The organism is Methylobacterium sp. E-005 (assembly GCF_022829725.1).
Classification (GTDB): domain Bacteria; phylum Pseudomonadota; class Alphaproteobacteria; order Rhizobiales; family Beijerinckiaceae; genus Methylobacterium.
On the sequence record NZ_JAKSYG010000257.1, the window covers coordinates 15501 to 32081 of the forward strand.

Annotated in this window: 14 protein-coding genes; 3 read left to right on the forward strand and 11 right to left on the reverse strand. The window is 70.5% G+C overall.

The window, feature by feature from the left end; genetic code table 11:
* Nucleotides 1-118: 118 nt before the first annotated feature.
* The 8 genes from MKK88_RS33240 to MKK88_RS33275 form a co-directional block, all read right to left on the reverse strand.
* Nucleotides 119-949 carry a TetR/AcrR family transcriptional regulator gene (locus MKK88_RS33240; protein WP_244008014.1) on the reverse strand — a complete coding sequence of 277 codons (831 nt, stop codon included), beginning with the start codon at nt 947-949 and terminating at the stop codon, nt 119-121.
* 102 nt (nt 950-1051) lie between these two features.
* Complete coding sequence (gene proC, locus MKK88_RS33245; RefSeq protein WP_244008016.1) at nt 1052-1855, reverse strand: pyrroline-5-carboxylate reductase; 804 nt, start codon at nt 1853-1855, stop codon at nt 1052-1054.
* 26 nt (nt 1856-1881) lie between these two features.
* Nucleotides 1882-2391 (reverse strand): YbjN domain-containing protein, encoded by a 510-nt coding sequence (locus MKK88_RS33250; RefSeq protein WP_244008018.1) that lies wholly within the window; start codon nt 2389-2391, stop codon nt 1882-1884.
* Between the two features lie 293 nt (nt 2392-2684).
* Nucleotides 2685-2969, reverse strand: a complete 285-nt coding sequence (locus tag MKK88_RS33255; RefSeq protein WP_244008020.1) for an accessory factor UbiK family protein — start codon at nt 2967-2969, stop codon at nt 2685-2687.
* 149 nt (nt 2970-3118) lie between these two features.
* On the reverse strand, nt 3119-3376 hold the full coding sequence (locus MKK88_RS33260) for a hypothetical protein (protein ID WP_244008022.1): 258 nt from the start codon (nt 3374-3376) through the stop codon (nt 3119-3121).
* A 132-nt stretch (nt 3377-3508) separates the two neighbouring features.
* Nucleotides 3509-4225 carry a PhoH family protein gene (locus tag MKK88_RS33265; protein WP_244008024.1) on the reverse strand — a complete coding sequence of 239 codons (717 nt, stop codon included), beginning with the start codon at nt 4223-4225 and terminating at the stop codon, nt 3509-3511.
* Between the two features lie 418 nt (nt 4226-4643).
* Nucleotides 4644-7010, reverse strand: coding sequence for an ATP-dependent helicase (locus MKK88_RS33270; protein WP_244008026.1), 2367 nt, complete (start codon nt 7008-7010; stop codon nt 4644-4646).
* 312 nt (nt 7011-7322) lie between these two features.
* Nucleotides 7323-7520: a hypothetical protein gene (locus MKK88_RS33275; RefSeq protein ID WP_244008028.1), complete on the reverse strand. Its 198-nt coding sequence runs from the start codon at nt 7518-7520 to the stop codon at nt 7323-7325.
* A gap of 393 nt (nt 7521-7913) precedes the next feature.
* Between MKK88_RS33275 and MKK88_RS33280 the strand changes: the two genes are divergently transcribed.
* Entirely contained in the window at nt 7914-11360 is a 3447-nt protein-coding gene (locus MKK88_RS33280; protein WP_244008030.1) for an AsmA protein, read from the forward strand.
* A 10-nt stretch (nt 11361-11370) separates the two neighbouring features.
* Here MKK88_RS33280 and MKK88_RS33285 read toward each other — a convergent pair whose 3' ends face one another.
* On the reverse strand, nt 11371-13518 hold the full coding sequence (locus MKK88_RS33285) for a S9 family peptidase (protein ID WP_244008032.1): 2148 nt from the start codon (nt 13516-13518) through the stop codon (nt 11371-11373).
* 209 nt (nt 13519-13727) lie between these two features.
* Between MKK88_RS33285 and MKK88_RS33290 the strand changes: the two genes are divergently transcribed.
* Together MKK88_RS33290 and MKK88_RS33295 are read left to right on the forward strand one after the other, a co-directional pair.
* Nucleotides 13728-13952 carry a hypothetical protein gene (locus tag MKK88_RS33290; RefSeq protein ID WP_244008034.1) on the forward strand — a complete coding sequence of 75 codons (225 nt, stop codon included), beginning with the start codon at nt 13728-13730 and terminating at the stop codon, nt 13950-13952.
* A gap of 92 nt (nt 13953-14044) precedes the next feature.
* The gene (locus tag MKK88_RS33295) at nt 14045-14899 is read left to right on the forward strand and encodes a DUF6456 domain-containing protein (protein ID WP_244008036.1); all 855 of its coding nucleotides are present in this window, start codon (nt 14045-14047) and stop codon (nt 14897-14899) included.
* A gap of 13 nt (nt 14900-14912) precedes the next feature.
* Here the strand turns inward: MKK88_RS33295 and MKK88_RS33300 are convergent, their stop codons facing one another.
* Entirely contained in the window at nt 14913-15341 is a 429-nt protein-coding gene (locus MKK88_RS33300) for a SufE family protein (protein ID WP_244008038.1), read from the reverse strand.
* Between the two features lie 93 nt (nt 15342-15434).
* Nucleotides 15435-16502: a sensor histidine kinase gene (locus MKK88_RS33305; protein WP_244008040.1), complete on the reverse strand. Its 1068-nt coding sequence runs from the start codon at nt 16500-16502 to the stop codon at nt 15435-15437.
* Nucleotides 16503-16581 lie beyond the last annotated feature (79 nt).

Consider the following 16581-nt stretch of genomic DNA (forward strand, 5'->3'; position numbering starts at 1 on the left):
TGGCACAGGGGGCTCGACTGAGCGTCCTGCACCACCCCCGGATCCGGAACGCCGAGATGCGCCCTGAACGGGCTCGGCGAAGCCCCTGGAACCCCCGGATCCTGGGTCGAGGGGGTGCTCAGATCGCGGCGGCGGGATCCGTCTCGTCGCCGTCCCGGCTGCGCCGCTCGCGGGGCCGGCGGTCGAGCAAGGAGCGCCCCAGGGCACGCAGTGGCGCGGTGAGTCGCCGGGCATCCTCGGCCCGCTCCATGATCCGCTCGCCGTTGCGGATCTCCTTGTCGAGCCGGGCCATCGTCCGGGCGAGTGCCGGATCGTCGTCCTCAAGCCAGGTCTGCGTCACCCGGGCGAAGGCGATCACCACGCCCTGAAGCTTCAGTTGGCCGAGCGGCCCCTCGGTGTCGATCCCAGCCGCCGCCAGCATGTAGCGGTGGGAGTTCATCATGACGCCATTCAGCGCCAGCATCGACAGGGGCTCGCCGCGCAGCGCGTAGGCGATGCGGCGCAGGGCCGGCTTATAGGGCTCCATCGCGTCGAGCCGGCGCATCAGAACGTCAAACAGCCGCTCGCGGGTCGGCTCCTCCTCCAGGCCTGCGAGGTCCCCCTCCAGGACCTTGCGGTCGATGATCCGGGTCAATCCACCGAGGATCGCGCCCTTCGACGGGAACAGGTCACGCAGCTCGGCCAGCGTCAGCCCCGCCTCCCGGGCAATGTCGCCGATCTCGATGTCGCTCCAGGGTTGCTCGGCGGCGAGGCGCATCAGCGCCTCGACGGCGGCCTCCCGGGGGGGCAGCTTCACCGTGCTGTCCCCCGGCGCCGCATGCGTGGACGCCTCGGGGGCAGCGCTCTCCTGCGTCACGCTTTCCTGTGCGACGCTCTCGGCTGCGCTGCTCGCCTTGGCTGGGCTCGCGGCCTTGCGGGGGCGCTTCGAGGGGCCTTTGCTTTCAGTCATGGGTCGTCGCCCGCTCCTGTCGGTCGTTCTGCCTGATGTAGGCAGTCCGCCGCCGAAGGGCAGGGGCTTCGCGCGGCCTTGCCGCACGAAGCCGACCGGACGTCAGCCGGCGAGTTCCTCCGCCCGCCGCTGGGCTGCCGACACGGCCTCGCGCATCAAGGCGCCGAGCCCGTCCGGCCGCATCAGCACATCGAGGGCCGCGGCCGTGGTGCCGCCGGGGGAGGTCACGTTGCGCCGCAGCTCCGCAGCCTCTGCGGGATTCGCGTCGAGGAGCGCGCCGGAACCGGAGACGGTCGCCCGGGCGAGACGGTGCGCAACCGCCGCATCGAGACCGGCCGCAATGCCGGCCTCCGCCAGCGCCTCGACCAGCAGGAAGACATAGGCTGGCCCGGAACCCGAGACCGCCGTCACGGCGTCGATCTGCGCCTCGTCGGCGAGCCACGCCACGGCGCCGTTCGCCGCCAGCAGGGCGTCGGCGGATGCCCGCTGCCCGGGCGTCACGTCGGGATTCGCGTAGGCGCCCGTGGCGCCCCGGCCGATGCTGGCCGGCAGGTTCGGCATGGCCCGGACCACGGCCCGGGCCCGTGGAAGCCGCCCGCGCAGGTCCGATACGGTCTTGCCGGCCAGGATCGAGACGACGAGCGTGTCGCGGCCGATCAGCCTGTCGAGGCCGGGAGCTGCCGCTTCCAGCGCCTGCGGCTTGATGCCCAAAACCAGCACGGCGCCGGGCTCGGGGTCTGGCGTGTTGAGGGCGAGGCCCCGTTCCGCGCACAGGTCGACAATCTCCCGGCTCGGCACGGGGTCGATGAGGGTGGTGCGGCGCGGATCGAGGCCCGCCGCGAGCCAGCCCGCCAGCATCGCGCCACCCATCTTGCCGGCCCCCGCCAGGACCAGCGAAGCAGGCATCGAGGCCGCGTTCGCCCCCGGGGCGGTCACGCCTCGCCTTCGGTCTCGAACAGAACGGCGTCCAGCGCGTCCCGGGCGCTCTTGCCGGCCCAGAGAACGAACTGGAAGGCCTGATAGTAGCGCTCGCAGGCATCCACGGCGGTTTTCATCATGGTGGCGCATTGCGGATGGGTCGGTACCGCGCCGCCCGTCAGCAGATGCGCGTGACGGAACATCACCACGCTGTCGCTCGACCACAGGTCGAAGTGTCCGACCCAGAGCTGTTCGTTGATCAGCGCGACGAGGCGCATCACTTCGGTTCGCTGCCGATCCGGGACCTTGAGATCGAACGCGCAGGCCACGTGCAGGGCCTCCACGTCCTCGATCCAGGTGAAGGCCACATTGTAGTCGGTCCAGCGGCCGGGGCTCGTCACCGACATCTCGTCGGTCTCGGCCCGGTCGAAGATCCAATCGCGCAGGGACGCCAGACGTTCGACGACGTCGAGCGGATGCTCGTTTCTGTCCGGATCGTGAAAGTCGACGTTGAGCAGCGGCATGACGATCCAAAAGGACGGTCCGGACGAAAAGTCCGGCCCGCCGTGAGCGGTGATGCGAAACCGGAGTGTCGAGAACACCCCGAGACCTTGAACAGCCGGACGATCTGCGCCGGTGGTGATGCGATCGACTGTCGAAGCTCCGCGGACATCGCCCCGCAGCCCTCGAATCACCCTATGCCCACTATAAACCGCCGGTGACTCGCGACACAAAGTGCAGGCCATAATCGGTGAACAGGAAACCGGATCATCGCTGCGGCTTCCTGTGTAAAAGCCCCGGGCGTTGCCGCGGGGACTCAGACCACCTCGCTGAGGCCGGCCGCGCCCGCGGCAGCAGGGCCGGATTTCGCCTCCAGGGCGGTGACCCTTGCTGCCAGCGCCTCGTTCTGCGCCTGCAGGCTGGTCACGAGGTCGCGCAGGACGTCGAGTTCTTCACGGGAGGCGATGTCGAGGTCGCGGATGACGCGTTCGAGCTGAGCCCGGACGACGGTCTCGGCCTCGCGGCGCACGCCCTGCGCGGCGCCGGCCGCGTCGGTCATCAGGCGGGCGAAGTCGTCGAACAGGCGATTGGAGGGGGGCATCGGGGTCTCCCGGATCGGCCGGCTGCCGCGACGGCCGCCTGACGGCGCGATTCGAGGTGACGAGATAGGAATCTTCGAGGGGGCGGGCAACTGCAGGACCGCCCGGGGTTGCGGAGCGGGGCCAGTTCGGACCCCACTCCGCACCGAAATCACATGCGGTGCATGTGGCGATGCATGCGGTGATGCATCATGCGCCGCTCCATCCGACGGTGCATGCGGTGGTGCATCATGCGGTGCTCCATCCGGCGGTGCATCATGCGCCGCTCCATGGGCGTCGCCCGAACCTGGGTCACGGCCTCGGGGGCCGCGACGGCGCCCGGCATGGCGGGGGCTGCGGAGGCGGGCTGGACGAGGGCGGCACCGCCCAACGAGGCCAGCACGGCGAAGGCGAAGGTCAGTTTCCTCACGAGGAGACTCCAATTCTCTGATGCCCGGGTATGAGGCCCGGTTCATCCTCCCGGACGGGAGGTGCGGAGAGTCGTCTCGTGCCGCGGGCGGCACGGCGGGCCGTCGAGGACCCGCCGCCATCAACTTCTAACTTAGAGATTCGTTTCCTCGAACGCCTTCACCCATTCGGCGCAGATGCCGGATCGGACGATGTCATTCCGGGTAAACTCAACCACTGGTATCGGCATCATCCGGCTTTTGACGAGGTGCATCACGGTGCGGAGCCCCGAGGTCTCGCGCAGGTCGGTCTGCGACACGTCGCCGTTGATGATGACCTGACAATCGTCCCCGATCCGGGTCAGGAACATCTTGATCTCGGCGGTGGTGGTGTTCTGTGCCTCATCGAGGATGACGAGGCAGTTCTTGAAAGTGCGCCCGCGCATCACCTCGAACGGGACGATCTCGATGTCGCCGGCCTTGAGGGCGATCTCGAAGGCGGCGGCACCCATCCGCTCCTTCATGGCCTCGGTCAGCGGGGCGACCCAGGGGGCGATCTTCTCTTCGAGGGTTCCGGGGAAGAAGCCGAGCGAGCGGCCCGAGGGGACGTTCGGGCGGGTGATCACGACTTTGGAAATACGGCGCTGGCGGAGCTGATCCGCGGCGCGGGTGCCGGCGATGAAGGTCTTTCCGGTGCCGGCGGGCCCCAGGACGATGACCTGCGGGGATCGGGCGAGGGCGTCGAGATACTCGGCTTGGCGTTCGGTGAGCGGCTGGATCGGGCTGAGATTGCGTTCTTCGTCGAAGCGTGTGCGGTGAATGCGGGACGTGCGGTCTTCAACCAATTCAAGGCGTGCGCGGCGTCTCTTCATGGATGTACACTCCAACGGGACTTGCCAACCTGGATTTGTCGCTGAACTGCCGTTTACCTATTTGCTCCCGGTACTACTCGCTTGCGGAACTAATACGGGCCCCTTCCCAAAGGTTCCGCGCCGCGCTCGTCCACCTGTGGAGAGCGTCACGACATGCCGCGCGCGGCCGAATACCCAATGCAACTGCTGCACCAGCGTGATTCGTGCCCCACGATTGCGCATGGGGTGTGACCAGGGGGTGACGGTGGACGCGGCCGGTTCGAAAAAGGCGCCGTGCTGGCGCGGATGCATCAGGGTCGCGATTGGGGAGACGCGGTGACGCGGCATCCGGCACGATCACGATCCTCCCCGCCCGCAGGGGCGAAGCCGGCCGACCCTGCCGCCCTGAAACGTCCGGGCTTGATCGGCGGGACGCGCCTCACCCGGCCTGGATGAAGCTGTCGAGGACCATCTTCCGGCCGGCCTTGTCGAAGTCAACGGTCAGCTTGTTGCCGTCCACGCCGGCGATCGATCCGGGGCCGAACTTGGTGTGGAAGACCCGCTGGCCCACCTCGAACGCGGAGGGCGCGCCGGTGGACTTGGCGATCAGCTCGCCCTCGATCTGGCGCGGGCCGCCCGAAAAGCCGCCCGACCGCCCGCCCGGTGCCGAGCCGAAGCCGCGGCCGCCCTGGGGCGCGGTGTTGGCCTGCGCCCGCTGCCAGCCGGGCGTACCGTAGCTCGACCCGAACGGCGTCGGGTTGCGGTCGAACCGCGAAGCGCCGGCGGAGAAATGCGCGGGGGCCTCGACCACGTCGACGGCCGTCTCGGGCAATTCGTCGATGAAGCGGGACGGGATGGTCGAGGACCAGAGGCCGTGGATGCGCCGGTTCACGGCAAATGACAGCTTGGCGCGCTTGCGCGCCCGGGTCAGCCCGACATGGGCGAGGCGCCGCTCCTCTTCCAGGCCGGCCCGGCCGCTCTCGTCGAGCGCCCGCTGGCTGGGGAACAGGCCGTCCTCCCATCCGGGCAGGAACACGGTGTCGAATTCCAGCCCCTTGGCGGCGTGGAGGGTCATGAGCGAGACGCGCTCGGCGCCCTCGGTCTCGGAGGCCTCCATGACCAGCGAGACGTGCTCCAGGAAGGCCGCCATGTCGGGGAACTCCTCCATGGAGCGGACGAATTCCTTCAGGTTCTCCAGGCGCCCGGCGGCGTCGGCCGAGCGGTCCTTCTGCCACATCTCGGTGTAGCCGGATTCTTCCAGAATCGTCTGCGCGACCTCGCTGTGCGGCTGCGATTCCACGAGGCGCGCCCACCGCGAAAAGCTCTCGGTGAGCGCCCGCAGGGTGGAGCGGACCCGGGGCTTCAGCTCGTCGGTCTCGCACAGGCGCTCGGCGGCGATCCGCAGGGGCAGCCGGTTGGCGCGGCCGTAGGTGTGGAGCTGCTGCAGCGTGGCGTCGCCGAGGCCGCGCTTCGGGGTGTTCACGATCCGCTCAAAGGCGAGATCGTCGCTGACATTCATGGTGGCGCGCAGATACGCCAGCGCGTCGCGGATCTCGGCGCGCTCGTAGAAGCGCGGGCCGCCGATGACCCGATAGGGCAGGCCGAGCTGGACGAAGCGATCCTCGATCTCGCGCATCTGGGCGGAGATCCGCACCAGCACGGCGATCTCCGACAGGGGATGCTGCTTCGCCTGGAGGGATTCGATCGACTCGGCGAGCATGCGCGCCTCCTCTTCCGAATCCCACGCGCCCGTGACCGTGACGCGCTCGCCCGGCTCGTCGTCGGTGCGCAGGGTCTTGCCGAGGCGACTCTCGTTCTTGGCGATCAGGCCCGAGGCGGCCGCCAGGATGTGGCCCGTCGAGCGGTAGTTGCGCTCCAGACGCACCACCACCGCGCCGGGAAAATCGTGCTCGAAGCGCAGGATGTTGTCGACCTCGGCGCCGCGCCAGCCGTAGATCGACTGGTCGTCGTCGCCCACGCAGGCGATGTTCTTGCGGTTCTGCGCCAGCAATCTCAGCCACAGGTACTGGGCGACGTTGGTATCCTGGTACTCGTCGACCAGGATGTAGCGGAAGCGATCCTGATAGTTGGCGAGCACATCCGGGTTCTCGCGCCACAGCTTGAGGCAAAGGAGCAGAAGATCGCCGAAATCGACGGCGTTCAACGTCGCCAGCCGGGCCTGATAGGCGGTGTAGAGCGTGCCGCCCTTGCCGAACGCGAAGGCCGAGGCCTCCCCCGGGGGCACCTGCTCGGGGCCGAGGCCGCGGTTCTTCCAGCCGTCGATCGCCGAGGCCAGCGCCCGGGCGGGCCAGCGCTTCTCGTCGACGTTCTGGTCGGCGATCACCTGCTTCATCAGCCGGAGCTGGTCGTCGGTGCCGAGGATGGTGAAGTCGGATTTGAGCCCGACCAGCTCGGCGTGGCGGCGCAGGATCTTGGTGCCGATGGCGTGGAAGGTGCCGAGCCAGGGCATGCCCTCGCCGGCCGGGCCGATCAGGGCGCCGATCCGGTGCTTCATCTCCCGGGCGGCCTTGTTGGTGAAGGTCACCGCCAGGATGTCGAAGGGCCGGGCGCGGTTCGTGGCGATCAGGTGGGCGATGCGGGTGGTCAACACCCGGGTCTTGCCGGTGCCGGCCCCGGCCAGCACGAGGACCGGGCCCTCCGTGGTCTCGACGGCGCGGCGCTGCTCGGGGTTGAGGCCTTCGAGGTAGGCGGCGGCGTCGCGGCGGAGCGCGCCCATGGCGCGGGCGGCGATGGAGGAGGACGGAGCGCCGTCCCCGGCGGGCTGCGCATGCGGGCGGTTCTGCATCCCGCTTCCCTGGACCAAATCGCGAACGGCGTCGAGGTGGTTCGGGTCGGATGCGACCGGAGGGTGTGGGGTGGGGTGATGGACCGCGCCTGTCGGCAGCAGCTTCGCTGCAAATCCTGACGGCGGGGTCGCGTTCGATCGGTGCGACCGTTCGCAAGGGCGGCCTGGACGACGCACGGCAGGGCAGCCGAGACGACAATCACGTCTCGCGCGCCGAGCGACGTGACGGAATCCCGATGCGCGTCGGAGGCAAAGGCCTCCGGATCCGACCCCCGCCCATCCGCGGGCGAGCGTCGGACCCGGAAACGCTGATTACTTGTGGTTCTCAGCGCTCTTGCCGTGCGCCTTGGTCGAATGCTCCTTGGCCTTGTCCGCGTGGCCGTGCGCTTCCGTCGAGTGCTTGTGGCCTTCCGCGTGATCGCCCTTGCCATGATGCTCGGCGGCTGCGCGATGCGACTTGGCGGCCTTCTCGTGGTGCTCGGCAGCCTCGGTATGAGCCTTCTGGGGCATGATGTTTTCCTGTGCTGACGTGCCTGTTTGGCAGGCATCAAACATCCTGCCGGCGAACCCGTTGCGCACCTCGCGGCAAGTTGACAATCGTTGTGGACATACCATCAAGAATACTAGGCTTATCGGCCGGACTTAAGTGGCTGATGTGCCGCGGTTATTCATTACGGGGCTGTAACTTCGATCAAGAATGGTGGGTCAATCATACCATTTCTCTTTCGATCCTGAACGATCGGCCCCTGCGGACAGCCGGGCCGGGTCATCGCGATTGGGGCGCCGACCGCGTAGATCCCGCGCTGGCGCCCTCAGGGCCTTATCGTGCTATGGCCGGTGCGGTTTGCCCGCGGGGGCACGCGGGGAGCGGTCCCGCGCGGAAACGAGTGCGGAACGGGAACGGTGCGTGATCTTCTGACCGCGCTGGCGGGCGCCGTCATCCTGGTTCTCGTGGCGGCCCTGGCCGTCCCGCCCTTCGTGGATTGGCAGGCCCATCGCGCCCTCGTCGACCGGGCGATCGCCCGGTCGCTCGGCGTCCCGGCCCGGACCGACGGACGAATCGAGGTCCGGCTCCTGCCGTCGCCGCGGCTGCGCGTCGATCGCCTGCATATCGGGACCGATCCGGAGCGCCCGACCCTCGATGCCCGGTTCGTCAAGGCCGAGGTGGCGCTGGCGCCGCTCCTGAAGGGCGAATTCCGCTTCACCGAGACCCGGGTCGGCCGGGCCGAGATCAAGCTTCCGCTGGCGGGCCCCGATGCGCTCAAGTTGCCGGCCGATCTCGGCGCCTCCCTGCGCGGGCGCGACTTCGCCATCGAGGCGCTGCACGTTCAGCAATTCCTCGTCACCACCCAGGTCCCGGCGACCGGCCGGACCGACCAATTCTACGCGCAGGATCTGACGCTCCAGGCGCCGGCCCTGGTCGGGCCCTGGCGCGTGGAAGGCTCGACCGGCGGCATCCCGTTCCGGGCCGTCAGCGGCACACCGGGGCCGGACGGGCGGCTCGCCGTCAAGATCTCGGGCGGCGGCGATGCCCATCCGCGGTTCGAGGCGGATGCGCGGTTCGGCCTCGTCCCCCAGGAGGCCGGCGGGGTCGTCCAGGTCGAATCCGAGGGGACCGCCCGCCTCGTGGTCGGGCCGCCGACCCAGGCGGCGGGGCCCTACCTGCCGTTCTCCCTGAGCGGGGCCTTCAAGGCCCGGGGCGCGCAGGTGCGGTTCGAAGGCGTGGACCTCGCCATCGATCCGGGGGGGCGCACCCTGCGGCTCGGCGGCACCGGCCGGCTCGACCTGCGCCAGTGGCGCGCCGCTCTGAGCCTTGAGGCCCGCCGCCTCGACCTCGACGCCTTCCTGGCCTCGACGGAGGGGCAGAACCTGATCGCCCGCGGCCCGCCCAGCTGGGGGGGCGCGCTGCCGGCGATGCTCGACCTCGACCTGTCGGTGGGCAGTGCCGTCCTCGGCGGCGACGAATGGTCGAACCTTGCGCTGACCGGCACCCTGGAAAGGGCAGGCGGCCTGCTGCTGCGCCGCCTCTCGGTCACCGGGCCGGCGGACTCGACCCTGAGCGTCAGCGGCCAGGTCGAAACCGCGCCGTTCCGCCTCACAGGACCCGTGGCGCTCACCGCCCCCGATTCGGATGCGCTGGGCCGCTACCTGCGCCGCCTCGGCATGGAGGGTCCGCTGACCGCGCTGCTCGATGGGCGCCGGATCGAGGCGGCTGCCGACCTGTCGGCCGATCCCGCGAGCCTGTCCCTGCGCAACCTGCGCCTCGCCCTCGGCACCGCCCGGATCACCGGGAACGCCCGCTACACGGCCGCCGAGGCGGGCGCGCGGGGCCGGTTCGACGCGCAGATCCGGGCGAACGGTATCGACATCGCCACCCTGCCGCCCCTCGGAACGACTCTCGGGACGCTGCGTGACCTCGACCTCGCGTTGACGCTGGAGGCCCGGGACGTCCGGTTCGGGACCATCGGCTCCGGCACCGGCACCATCGCGGCCAGCATCCAGACCGACGGCGCCAGCATCGTGGTCGACAGCCTCGCGGTGACCGACCTCGCGGGGGCGAGCGCCACGCTGTCCGGCCGGATCGGCGCGGACGGGACCGGGCGCGTCTCGGGCCGCCTCAAGGCCCCGGTGGCGGCGCCGCTGCTCGGCCTGCTCGAACGGGTCTGGGTCGGCGAGCTACGCCTGCTGCCGGCCTTCCTGACGGATGCCCCCCTCGACCTCGCCGTCACCCTCGATCGGGAGGGGGGCGCCGCCGGGGCCCTGCGCACCCAGGCGAAGGGCAGCGCCGGCGGCGGCACCCTCGACCTGACCGTGGCGAGCCGCGGGACGCGGATCGAGGGCGGCACCGCCGCGTTGAGCACGGCCCGGGCCGGAACATGGTTCGGGCGCACCGATATCCCGGGACTCCAGCAGCCCGCCGAATTGCACCTCAGTGCCGAGCGGCCGGAGGGATCGACGCTGACCGTCACCGCCAACGGGACCGTGGCGGGGTTGCGCGTGGCGACGGCCCGGCCGATCCCGATCGGGCCCGATGCCCTGCCGACCGGCGGCGTGATCCGCGCCGATACGGCGGATCTCACGCCCTTCCTGACCCTGGCCGGCGCCGCACGCCTGCAGCCCGGCGCATGGCCCGCAGACCTGACCGTTACGCTCTCTCAGGAGTCCGGCGCCAGCGCCGCCGCGCTCACCGGGCAGATCGCGGGATCCGCTGTCAACGGCACGCTGCTGCGCGCGCCGGGCGGCAGCCTGCACGGCCACCTCACCCTCGACCGGCTGTCGCTGCCGCAATTGACGGAGGCTCTTCTGCTCCCGCCGCAGGAGAACGGACGGTTCGGGCCGCCGGCCCATCCCCTCGCCATCACCCTCGACGCACGCATCGCCAAGCTGGATCTCGGACGCGGCCTGGTGGGTACGGATGCGGCCGTAGCCCTCGGCCTTTCGGATTCCAGCCTGACCCTGCGCGACCTGACGGCCAAGCTCGCGGGCGGGCGGATTGCGGGCTCCGCCACGATCACCCGGGCGGGTGCCGGTGCGGCGATCTCGGGCTCCGGCAATCTGGAAAACGCGGCGATCGCCGGGCTCGGCGGCGGTCCGATCGGCGGGCGGCTTGATGCGGATCTGCGCTTCTCCACCGCGGCCGAGACGCTTCCCGGCCTCGGCGATGGCCTCTCGGGCAGCGGTATGCTGACGCTCAAGGAGCTGCGCATCCCGGCGGTCGATCCGGGGGCGGTGGGTCGCGCCCTGACCCGGGCGGTGGAGATCGACGACCCGCTGCGCCAGGGACGCCTTCAGGCCCTGGTCGCGGAGGAGCTCGGCAAGGCAGCGGCCCAGGCGACCGGGCCCGCGCGCGCCGCCGCCACGATCGTGGGCGGAATGCTGCGGGCCGGGCCCCTCGACATCGATTTCGGGTCCGCCCGCTGGGCCGGCACGATCGGCTACGACCTGCGCAGCGCCCGCCTCGACGCCCGGGGCACGCTGAAGGGCGGCCCGGTGCCCCGGGGCTGGAGTGCCGGCCCGCCGACGATCCAGCTCGGCCTTGCGGGGCCGCTCGCCGCCCCCGAGCAGGTGCTCGACACCGGCGCCCTGTCGAACGGGCTCGCCGCCTTCGTACTCCAGCGCGAGCTGGAGACGATCGAGCTGACCGAGGCCGATCAGGTCGAGCGGCAGCGCCGTCGCGCCCGGATCGAGATGGACAAGGTGCGGGCCGCAGCGCTGAAGGCCGCAGCCGACAAGGCCGCCGCCGAGAAAGCCGCCGCGGAGAAGGCCGCTGCCGAGGAGGCGGCGCGCCGGGCGCGGGTTCTGGGGGAGGGGATCGCCCAGCCGCCCGCGCCCGCCGAGCCTCAGCCTTGAACGGAGCGGTTCAAGCCTTCCCCACCGCCATCAGCGCGAAGGCATAGATCAACCCGACCTCCTCCAGCCGGTCGAACCGGCCGGCGGCGCCGCCGTGGCCGGCCTCCATGTTGATCCGCAGGAGCACGGGACCGCCCCCCGTCATGGTGGCGCGCAGCCGCGCCACCCATTTGGCCGGCTCCCAGTAGGTCACCCGCGGATCGGTCAGGCCGCCGAGCGCCAGGATCGCCGGGTAGTCCTTGGCGGCGACGTTGTCATAGGGTGAATACGAAAGAATCGTCCGGAAGGCGGCCTCGCTCTCGGCCGGGTTGCCCCATTCGGGCCATTCCGGTGGGGTGAGCGGCAATTCGGCGTCCAGCATCGTGTTGAGCACGTCGACGAACGGCACGTCGGCGATGATCCCCGCGAACAGCTCCGGCGCCATATTGGCCACCGCCCCCATCAGCATGCCGCCGGCCGAACCGCCATGGGCGACGATGCGCTTCTCGGCGGTGTAGCGGGCCGCGATCAGCGCCCGCGCGCAGGCGATGAAATCCGTGAAGGTGTTGGGCTTCTTCTCGCGCTTGCCGTCGAGATACCAGCGCCAGCCCTTCTCGGTGCCGCCGCGGATATGCGCGATGGCGTAGACGAAGCCCCGGTCGACGAGGCTCAGCAGGCTGGTCCGGAACGCCGCCGGCATCAGCGTCCCGTAGGAGCCGTAGCCGTAGAGCAGCAGCGGCGCGCTGCCGTCGAGGGGCAGGTCGCGCCGGTGCAGCAGCGAGATCGGCACCTGTTCGCCGTCCGGCGCGGTGGCGAAGAGCCGCCGGGTCACGTAGGCGGCCGGGTCGTGGCCGCTCGGCACCGCCTGTCGCTTGCGCAAGGTCCGATTCCGGCTTGCGCACTCGTAGTCCCAGGTCTCCGACGGGGTCGTCATCGACGAGTAGACGAAACGGATCACCGCCGTATCGAAGGCGAGGCCAGCGCGCAGGCCCAGGGAATAGGCCTCCTCGTCGAAGGCCACGCTGTGCTCGCCGCCATTCCCGAGGTCGCGCACGACGATCCGGGGCCGGGCGTTCTCGATTTCCAATCGAATGAGGTGCCCCGTGAGCACGTGCAGGTGGCGGATCATCACCCCCGGCCGGTGGGGCACGAGGTCGGTCCAGTTGGCGCGGCCCGGATCGTCGACGGGCGCGGTGACGATCTTGAAATCCTCAGCCCCGTCCGCGTTGGTGCGGATGAACAGCCGGTCGCCCCGGTGCTCCACCCCGTAGATCAGCAGCGGCTCCCGCGGATGCACGAGGCGCAAGGGGGCATCCCCCACGTGCCGGTCGAGCAGGCGGACCTCGGAGGTCTCGTGGTCGCTCGCCGTGACGTCGAGGAAGGCGCCGGACTGGGTCTTGCCGATATGGACGAAGTAGCCGGCATCGGGCTCGGTATAGACCGTCTCGTCCTCGGACTGCGCCCTGCCGAGGCGGTGGCGCATGACCTTGGCGGGACGGTGGTTGGCGTCGAGCGCCACGTACCAGAAGCTCTCGCCATCCGCCGCCCAGACCGCCTCGCCGGAGGTCGCCTCGACCCGGTCGTCGCGATCGAGGCCGGTGGCGACGTCGCGCACCCGGATCGTGTAGAGTTCCGACCCCTTGGTGTCGGCGCTCCAGGCCAGCCGGGTGTGGTCATCGGAATGGACCGCGGCGGCAATCTCGAAGAACGGCAGGCCTTCGCCCTCCTGATCGCCATCGATCAGGATCGTCTCGTCGGGGTCCGGGCCTGATTCGGGCACGTGGGGCGAGGTCGCGGGGCGCCGGCAGATCAGCGGGTGCTGCCCGCCCTCCCGGTGGCGCGTGTAGTAGGCGAACGGCCCGTCGGGATCCGGGACGCCGCTCTCGTCCTCCTGGATCCGTCCGCGCATCTCGGCGACGAGCTGCTTGCGCAGATCGACGGTCCCGGCGAGCGCTGCCTCAGCGAAGGCGTTCTCGGCCTTCAGGTAGGCGGCGATGTCCTCGGGCAAAGCCGCGGGGTCCTTGAGGACCGTCTGCCAGTTCTCCGCCTTGAGCCACGCGTAGGGGTCGGTGATCTCCTGCCCGTGGACGCTGAAGCGCCGGGGCCGGGCCTCGGCCATCGGTGCCACCATCGGCGTACCGGTCTCTTGAGCCGGGAAGCCTCGGCCGATCTCCGTCATCGTGTCTCCCGTCGGATCGCGCCGCATGCGGGTCAGGGCGCAGACAGCCCAGGGGATGTGTCCCGGCGGGCGGCGGGATGCAAGACGGTGCCGCGCGGGGCTGGCGCCCGACCGGCGCGCCCCGTGGACCCCATTCCGGCCTTGGGCGTTGGTCTGCCGGCCGCGGCGCAGACGTGCGGGCGGTGCCGGTTCGAGCCCGAGGTGCCGTTATGGTCGCAGCCCCCGATGCCCAGCCCGTTTCGCAGGTCGATCCATCGCCGCCCGATCTGGAGCACATGAACGATATCCTCGCCGACTGGGCGGCCCGTTCGGCAGCGAGCAGCGCGGCTTTGATCGAGCGGTTCGAGGCGATGGGCTACGAGGTCCGCGGCAAATCCGAGGACGAGATCGCGGAGGTCCTGCATCGGCCCCCGACCCGGGCTGCGACGCGTTAGTTGGGGATAATAGGTAAAAATACCTTGATCTTCTGATGTTTCCTGACATGCTGCTCCGGTGTGTCCGAGCCATAGCGCATCAGGAACAAAACATGAACAGAAAAGTCGGAACGGCCTCCTCCGGCGTTGCGCCGTCGAAACGGTGCCGGGCGCGGAAGGCGGACCTGCCCCCGGAGGCCGCCCGCCTGTTGGCGCGGCTCGGCGAGCCGGGCGCCTATGCCCGTCCCGACCCGTTCGCCGAAGATTCGCTCCTGGTCCGGCGCGGGGGCGACGGTATTTCGGTGGGAAGCGGGCGATTCGCGGCGGCATCCGCCCGGGTCCTTGCGGTGGCCGATCTGGCGGAATGGGATGCGGCCGGCACCCGGCTGACGATCAGCGCGGCCGGGCGATCGCGCCTGCGCCGACAGGCGGCGGGGGGCGACGCGGCCTTCGCCGCCCAGCACCGGGAGCTGGTCGAGGAGGCGGACGAGGGCGCGTCGGGGCCGGTCCAGCGTAACGCCGCCGAGAACCCGCTTGCCTGGATGGTCCGTCGGCGCGGCCGGGACGGTGTTCCGCTGATCGACGCCGCCTCGTTCGAGGCCGGCGAGCGTCTGCGCCGGGACATGAATGCCGCCGCGCTGCTGCCCCGGATGGGCGGTGAGTTCGGCGCGACCCGGGTCGATGGCGGCGGCCCGCGCGACCCGGCCTCGGCGGCGGACCACGTGATCGCGGCGCGGCAGCGGGTGCGCGGCGCCCTCGACGCGGTCGGGAGCGACCTGTCCGGCCTGCTGATCGATCTGTGCGGCTTCCTGAAGGGCCTGGAGCGGATCGAGGTCGAGCGGCGCTGGCCAGCCCGCTCCGCCAAGGTGGTGGCGCGCATCGCTCTGGGGCGGCTCGCCGAGCATTACGGGCTCGAGCGGGAGGCGACCGGGCCGGAGCGGGCGCGGCTGCGCCTGTGGCGGGGCTAAGGCGGAGCCGTCCTCACCCCGCCGCGGCGAGCCGCGTGGCGTCCTGATGGATGCGCTCGGCCATGGCACGCACGCCGTTCGACCGCTTGGATGTCACGTGGGAGCCGAAGCGGAGCTGCCGGAACAGGTCCAGCCCGTCGGTCTCCGCGGCTTCGCGGGGGGTCTTGCCGGTGTAGAGCGCCACCATCAGTGCGACGAAGCCGCGGACGATGAAGGAATCGCTGAAGCCCTGGAGCTTGAGCCGCCGTTCCGGGCCGGCCCCCTCGGCGGCCGTGTCGATCCAGACCTGGCTCTCGCAGCCATGGACCCGGTTGGCCTCATTGCGCAGGGGTTCGGGCATCGGCGGCAGGGCACGACCGAGCTCGATCAGATATTCGAGCCGCATGTCGTCGTCCTCGACGATCTCGAAATTCTCGATGATGGTGTCGATCGGCGGCAGCATGCGGGTCCGGATCCGGAGGGGCTCCGCGCCGCTATAGGCCGTCCGGGCGGTCGTGGCGACGGGGCCCGGCGACGCGGCGGGTCGCTCGGTGAGTCATTGCACGGCGGCGGTCGGTGGCAGGGTCAGCCTCAGGGGACTGGCCGGGCTGGCATCACCCAAAACGGCGATCTCGGCCTGCGCCGCGTAGGCCGCGATGAGACGGGGACCGAGCTTCGGGACATTGGGCCGGCCGGAGGCCGCGGTCTCGCTCACGCCGGAGACGATCGAGACGCGCAGCGGCTGGCCCGCTCCGGCCTCCAGCCCGATGCTGATGGCGCAGGCGACGTGCTCGGCCGTGGCGTCCAGGCATTCGGCCACGATTTCCGCGACGATCATGCCGAGCGCATTGGCGGTGCGGGGCTCCACGAGCCCGTTGCCCGAGCCCTCGACCTGGACGCTGATGCGCCCGGCCCGGCGGAGCTGGCCCAGGCCCGAGGCCAGGCGGTGCAGGTAATCCCGGAGGTCGATGGAGGCGATGTGCGGCGCCTCGTGGAGGTGCTGCTGCACCAGCGCGATCGCCCGGACCCGCTGGCCCAGCGCCTCGAAGCTGCCGCGGCAGGCATCCGGCGCCGCCCGTCCGTACAGGCCGATCAGGCTGACCATCACCTGCAGGTTGTTACGGACGCGGTGATAGACCTCGGCGAGCAGCGTCTCCTTCTCGGCGAGCGCGTGCTCGATATGCTCCTCGGCGTGCTTCCGGTCGGTGATGTCGAAACACGAGCCCAGGTAGCCCTGGAACCGCCCATCCTCTACCAGGGGGCGTGCGGTGTCGAGCAACCAGCGATAGACGCCATCGTGCCGACGGAGACGGAACTCCACGGTGAACGGCGTCCGCGCCTCGAAGGCCTTCGCGACGATCAGGGCATGGCGCTCAAAATCTTCGGGGTGCAGGCCCTCGCGCCAGCCGAGGCCGAGCTCGGCCGCGAGCGGACGCCCGGTGAATTCCAGCCAGCACTCGTTGTGATGGATCGCGTGGCCATGCTCGTCGGAGCGCCACATCATTAGGGGCACGATATCAGCGAAGCGCTTGAAGCTGTCGCTGAGGGCGGCCGCCTCGGAGGTGCTCTGCGTCGGAGCCGTGCCGGGACCCTCCGCAGGACCATCGTCCTGCGGCTCAGCCATTCCGGACTCTGAAGGCTGTCCGACCATTCGCTGTCCGATTCGCTCTGACGCGTGTGTGAGGAGACGAGTATGAGTGGAT

Bases quoted from the DNA above. Each gene is read 5' to 3' on its own strand.
- MKK88_RS33290 (WP_244008034.1), top strand. From the start codon at position 13,728: ATGGTCGCAGCCCCCGATGCCCAGCCCGTTTCGCAGGTCGATCCATCG.
- MKK88_RS33295 (WP_244008036.1), top strand. From the start codon at position 14,045: ATGAACAGAAAAGTCGGAACGGCCTCCTCCGGCGTTGCGCCGTCGAAA.
- MKK88_RS33300 (WP_244008038.1), bottom strand. From the start codon at position 15,341: ATGCTGCCGCCGATCGACACCATCATCGAGAATTTCGAGATCGTCGAG.
- MKK88_RS33275 (WP_244008028.1), bottom strand. From the start codon at position 7,520: ATGCCCCAGAAGGCTCATACCGAGGCTGCCGAGCACCACGAGAAGGCC.
- MKK88_RS33285 (WP_244008032.1), bottom strand. From the start codon at position 13,518: ATGACGGAGATCGGCCGAGGCTTCCCGGCTCAAGAGACCGGTACGCCG.
- proC (WP_244008016.1), bottom strand. From the start codon at position 1,855: ATGCCTGCTTCGCTGGTCCTGGCGGGGGCCGGCAAGATGGGTGGCGCG.
- MKK88_RS33305 (WP_244008040.1), bottom strand. From the start codon at position 16,502: ATGGCTGAGCCGCAGGACGATGGTCCTGCGGAGGGTCCCGGCACGGCT.
- MKK88_RS33270 (WP_244008026.1), bottom strand. From the start codon at position 7,010: ATGCAGAACCGCCCGCATGCGCAGCCCGCCGGGGACGGCGCTCCGTCC.
- MKK88_RS33250 (WP_244008018.1), bottom strand. From the start codon at position 2,391: ATGCCGCTGCTCAACGTCGACTTTCACGATCCGGACAGAAACGAGCAT.
- MKK88_RS33240 (WP_244008014.1), bottom strand. From the start codon at position 949: ATGACTGAAAGCAAAGGCCCCTCGAAGCGCCCCCGCAAGGCCGCGAGC.
- MKK88_RS33255 (WP_244008020.1), bottom strand. From the start codon at position 2,969: ATGCCCCCCTCCAATCGCCTGTTCGACGACTTCGCCCGCCTGATGACC.
- MKK88_RS33265 (WP_244008024.1), bottom strand. From the start codon at position 4,225: ATGAAGAGACGCCGCGCACGCCTTGAATTGGTTGAAGACCGCACGTCC.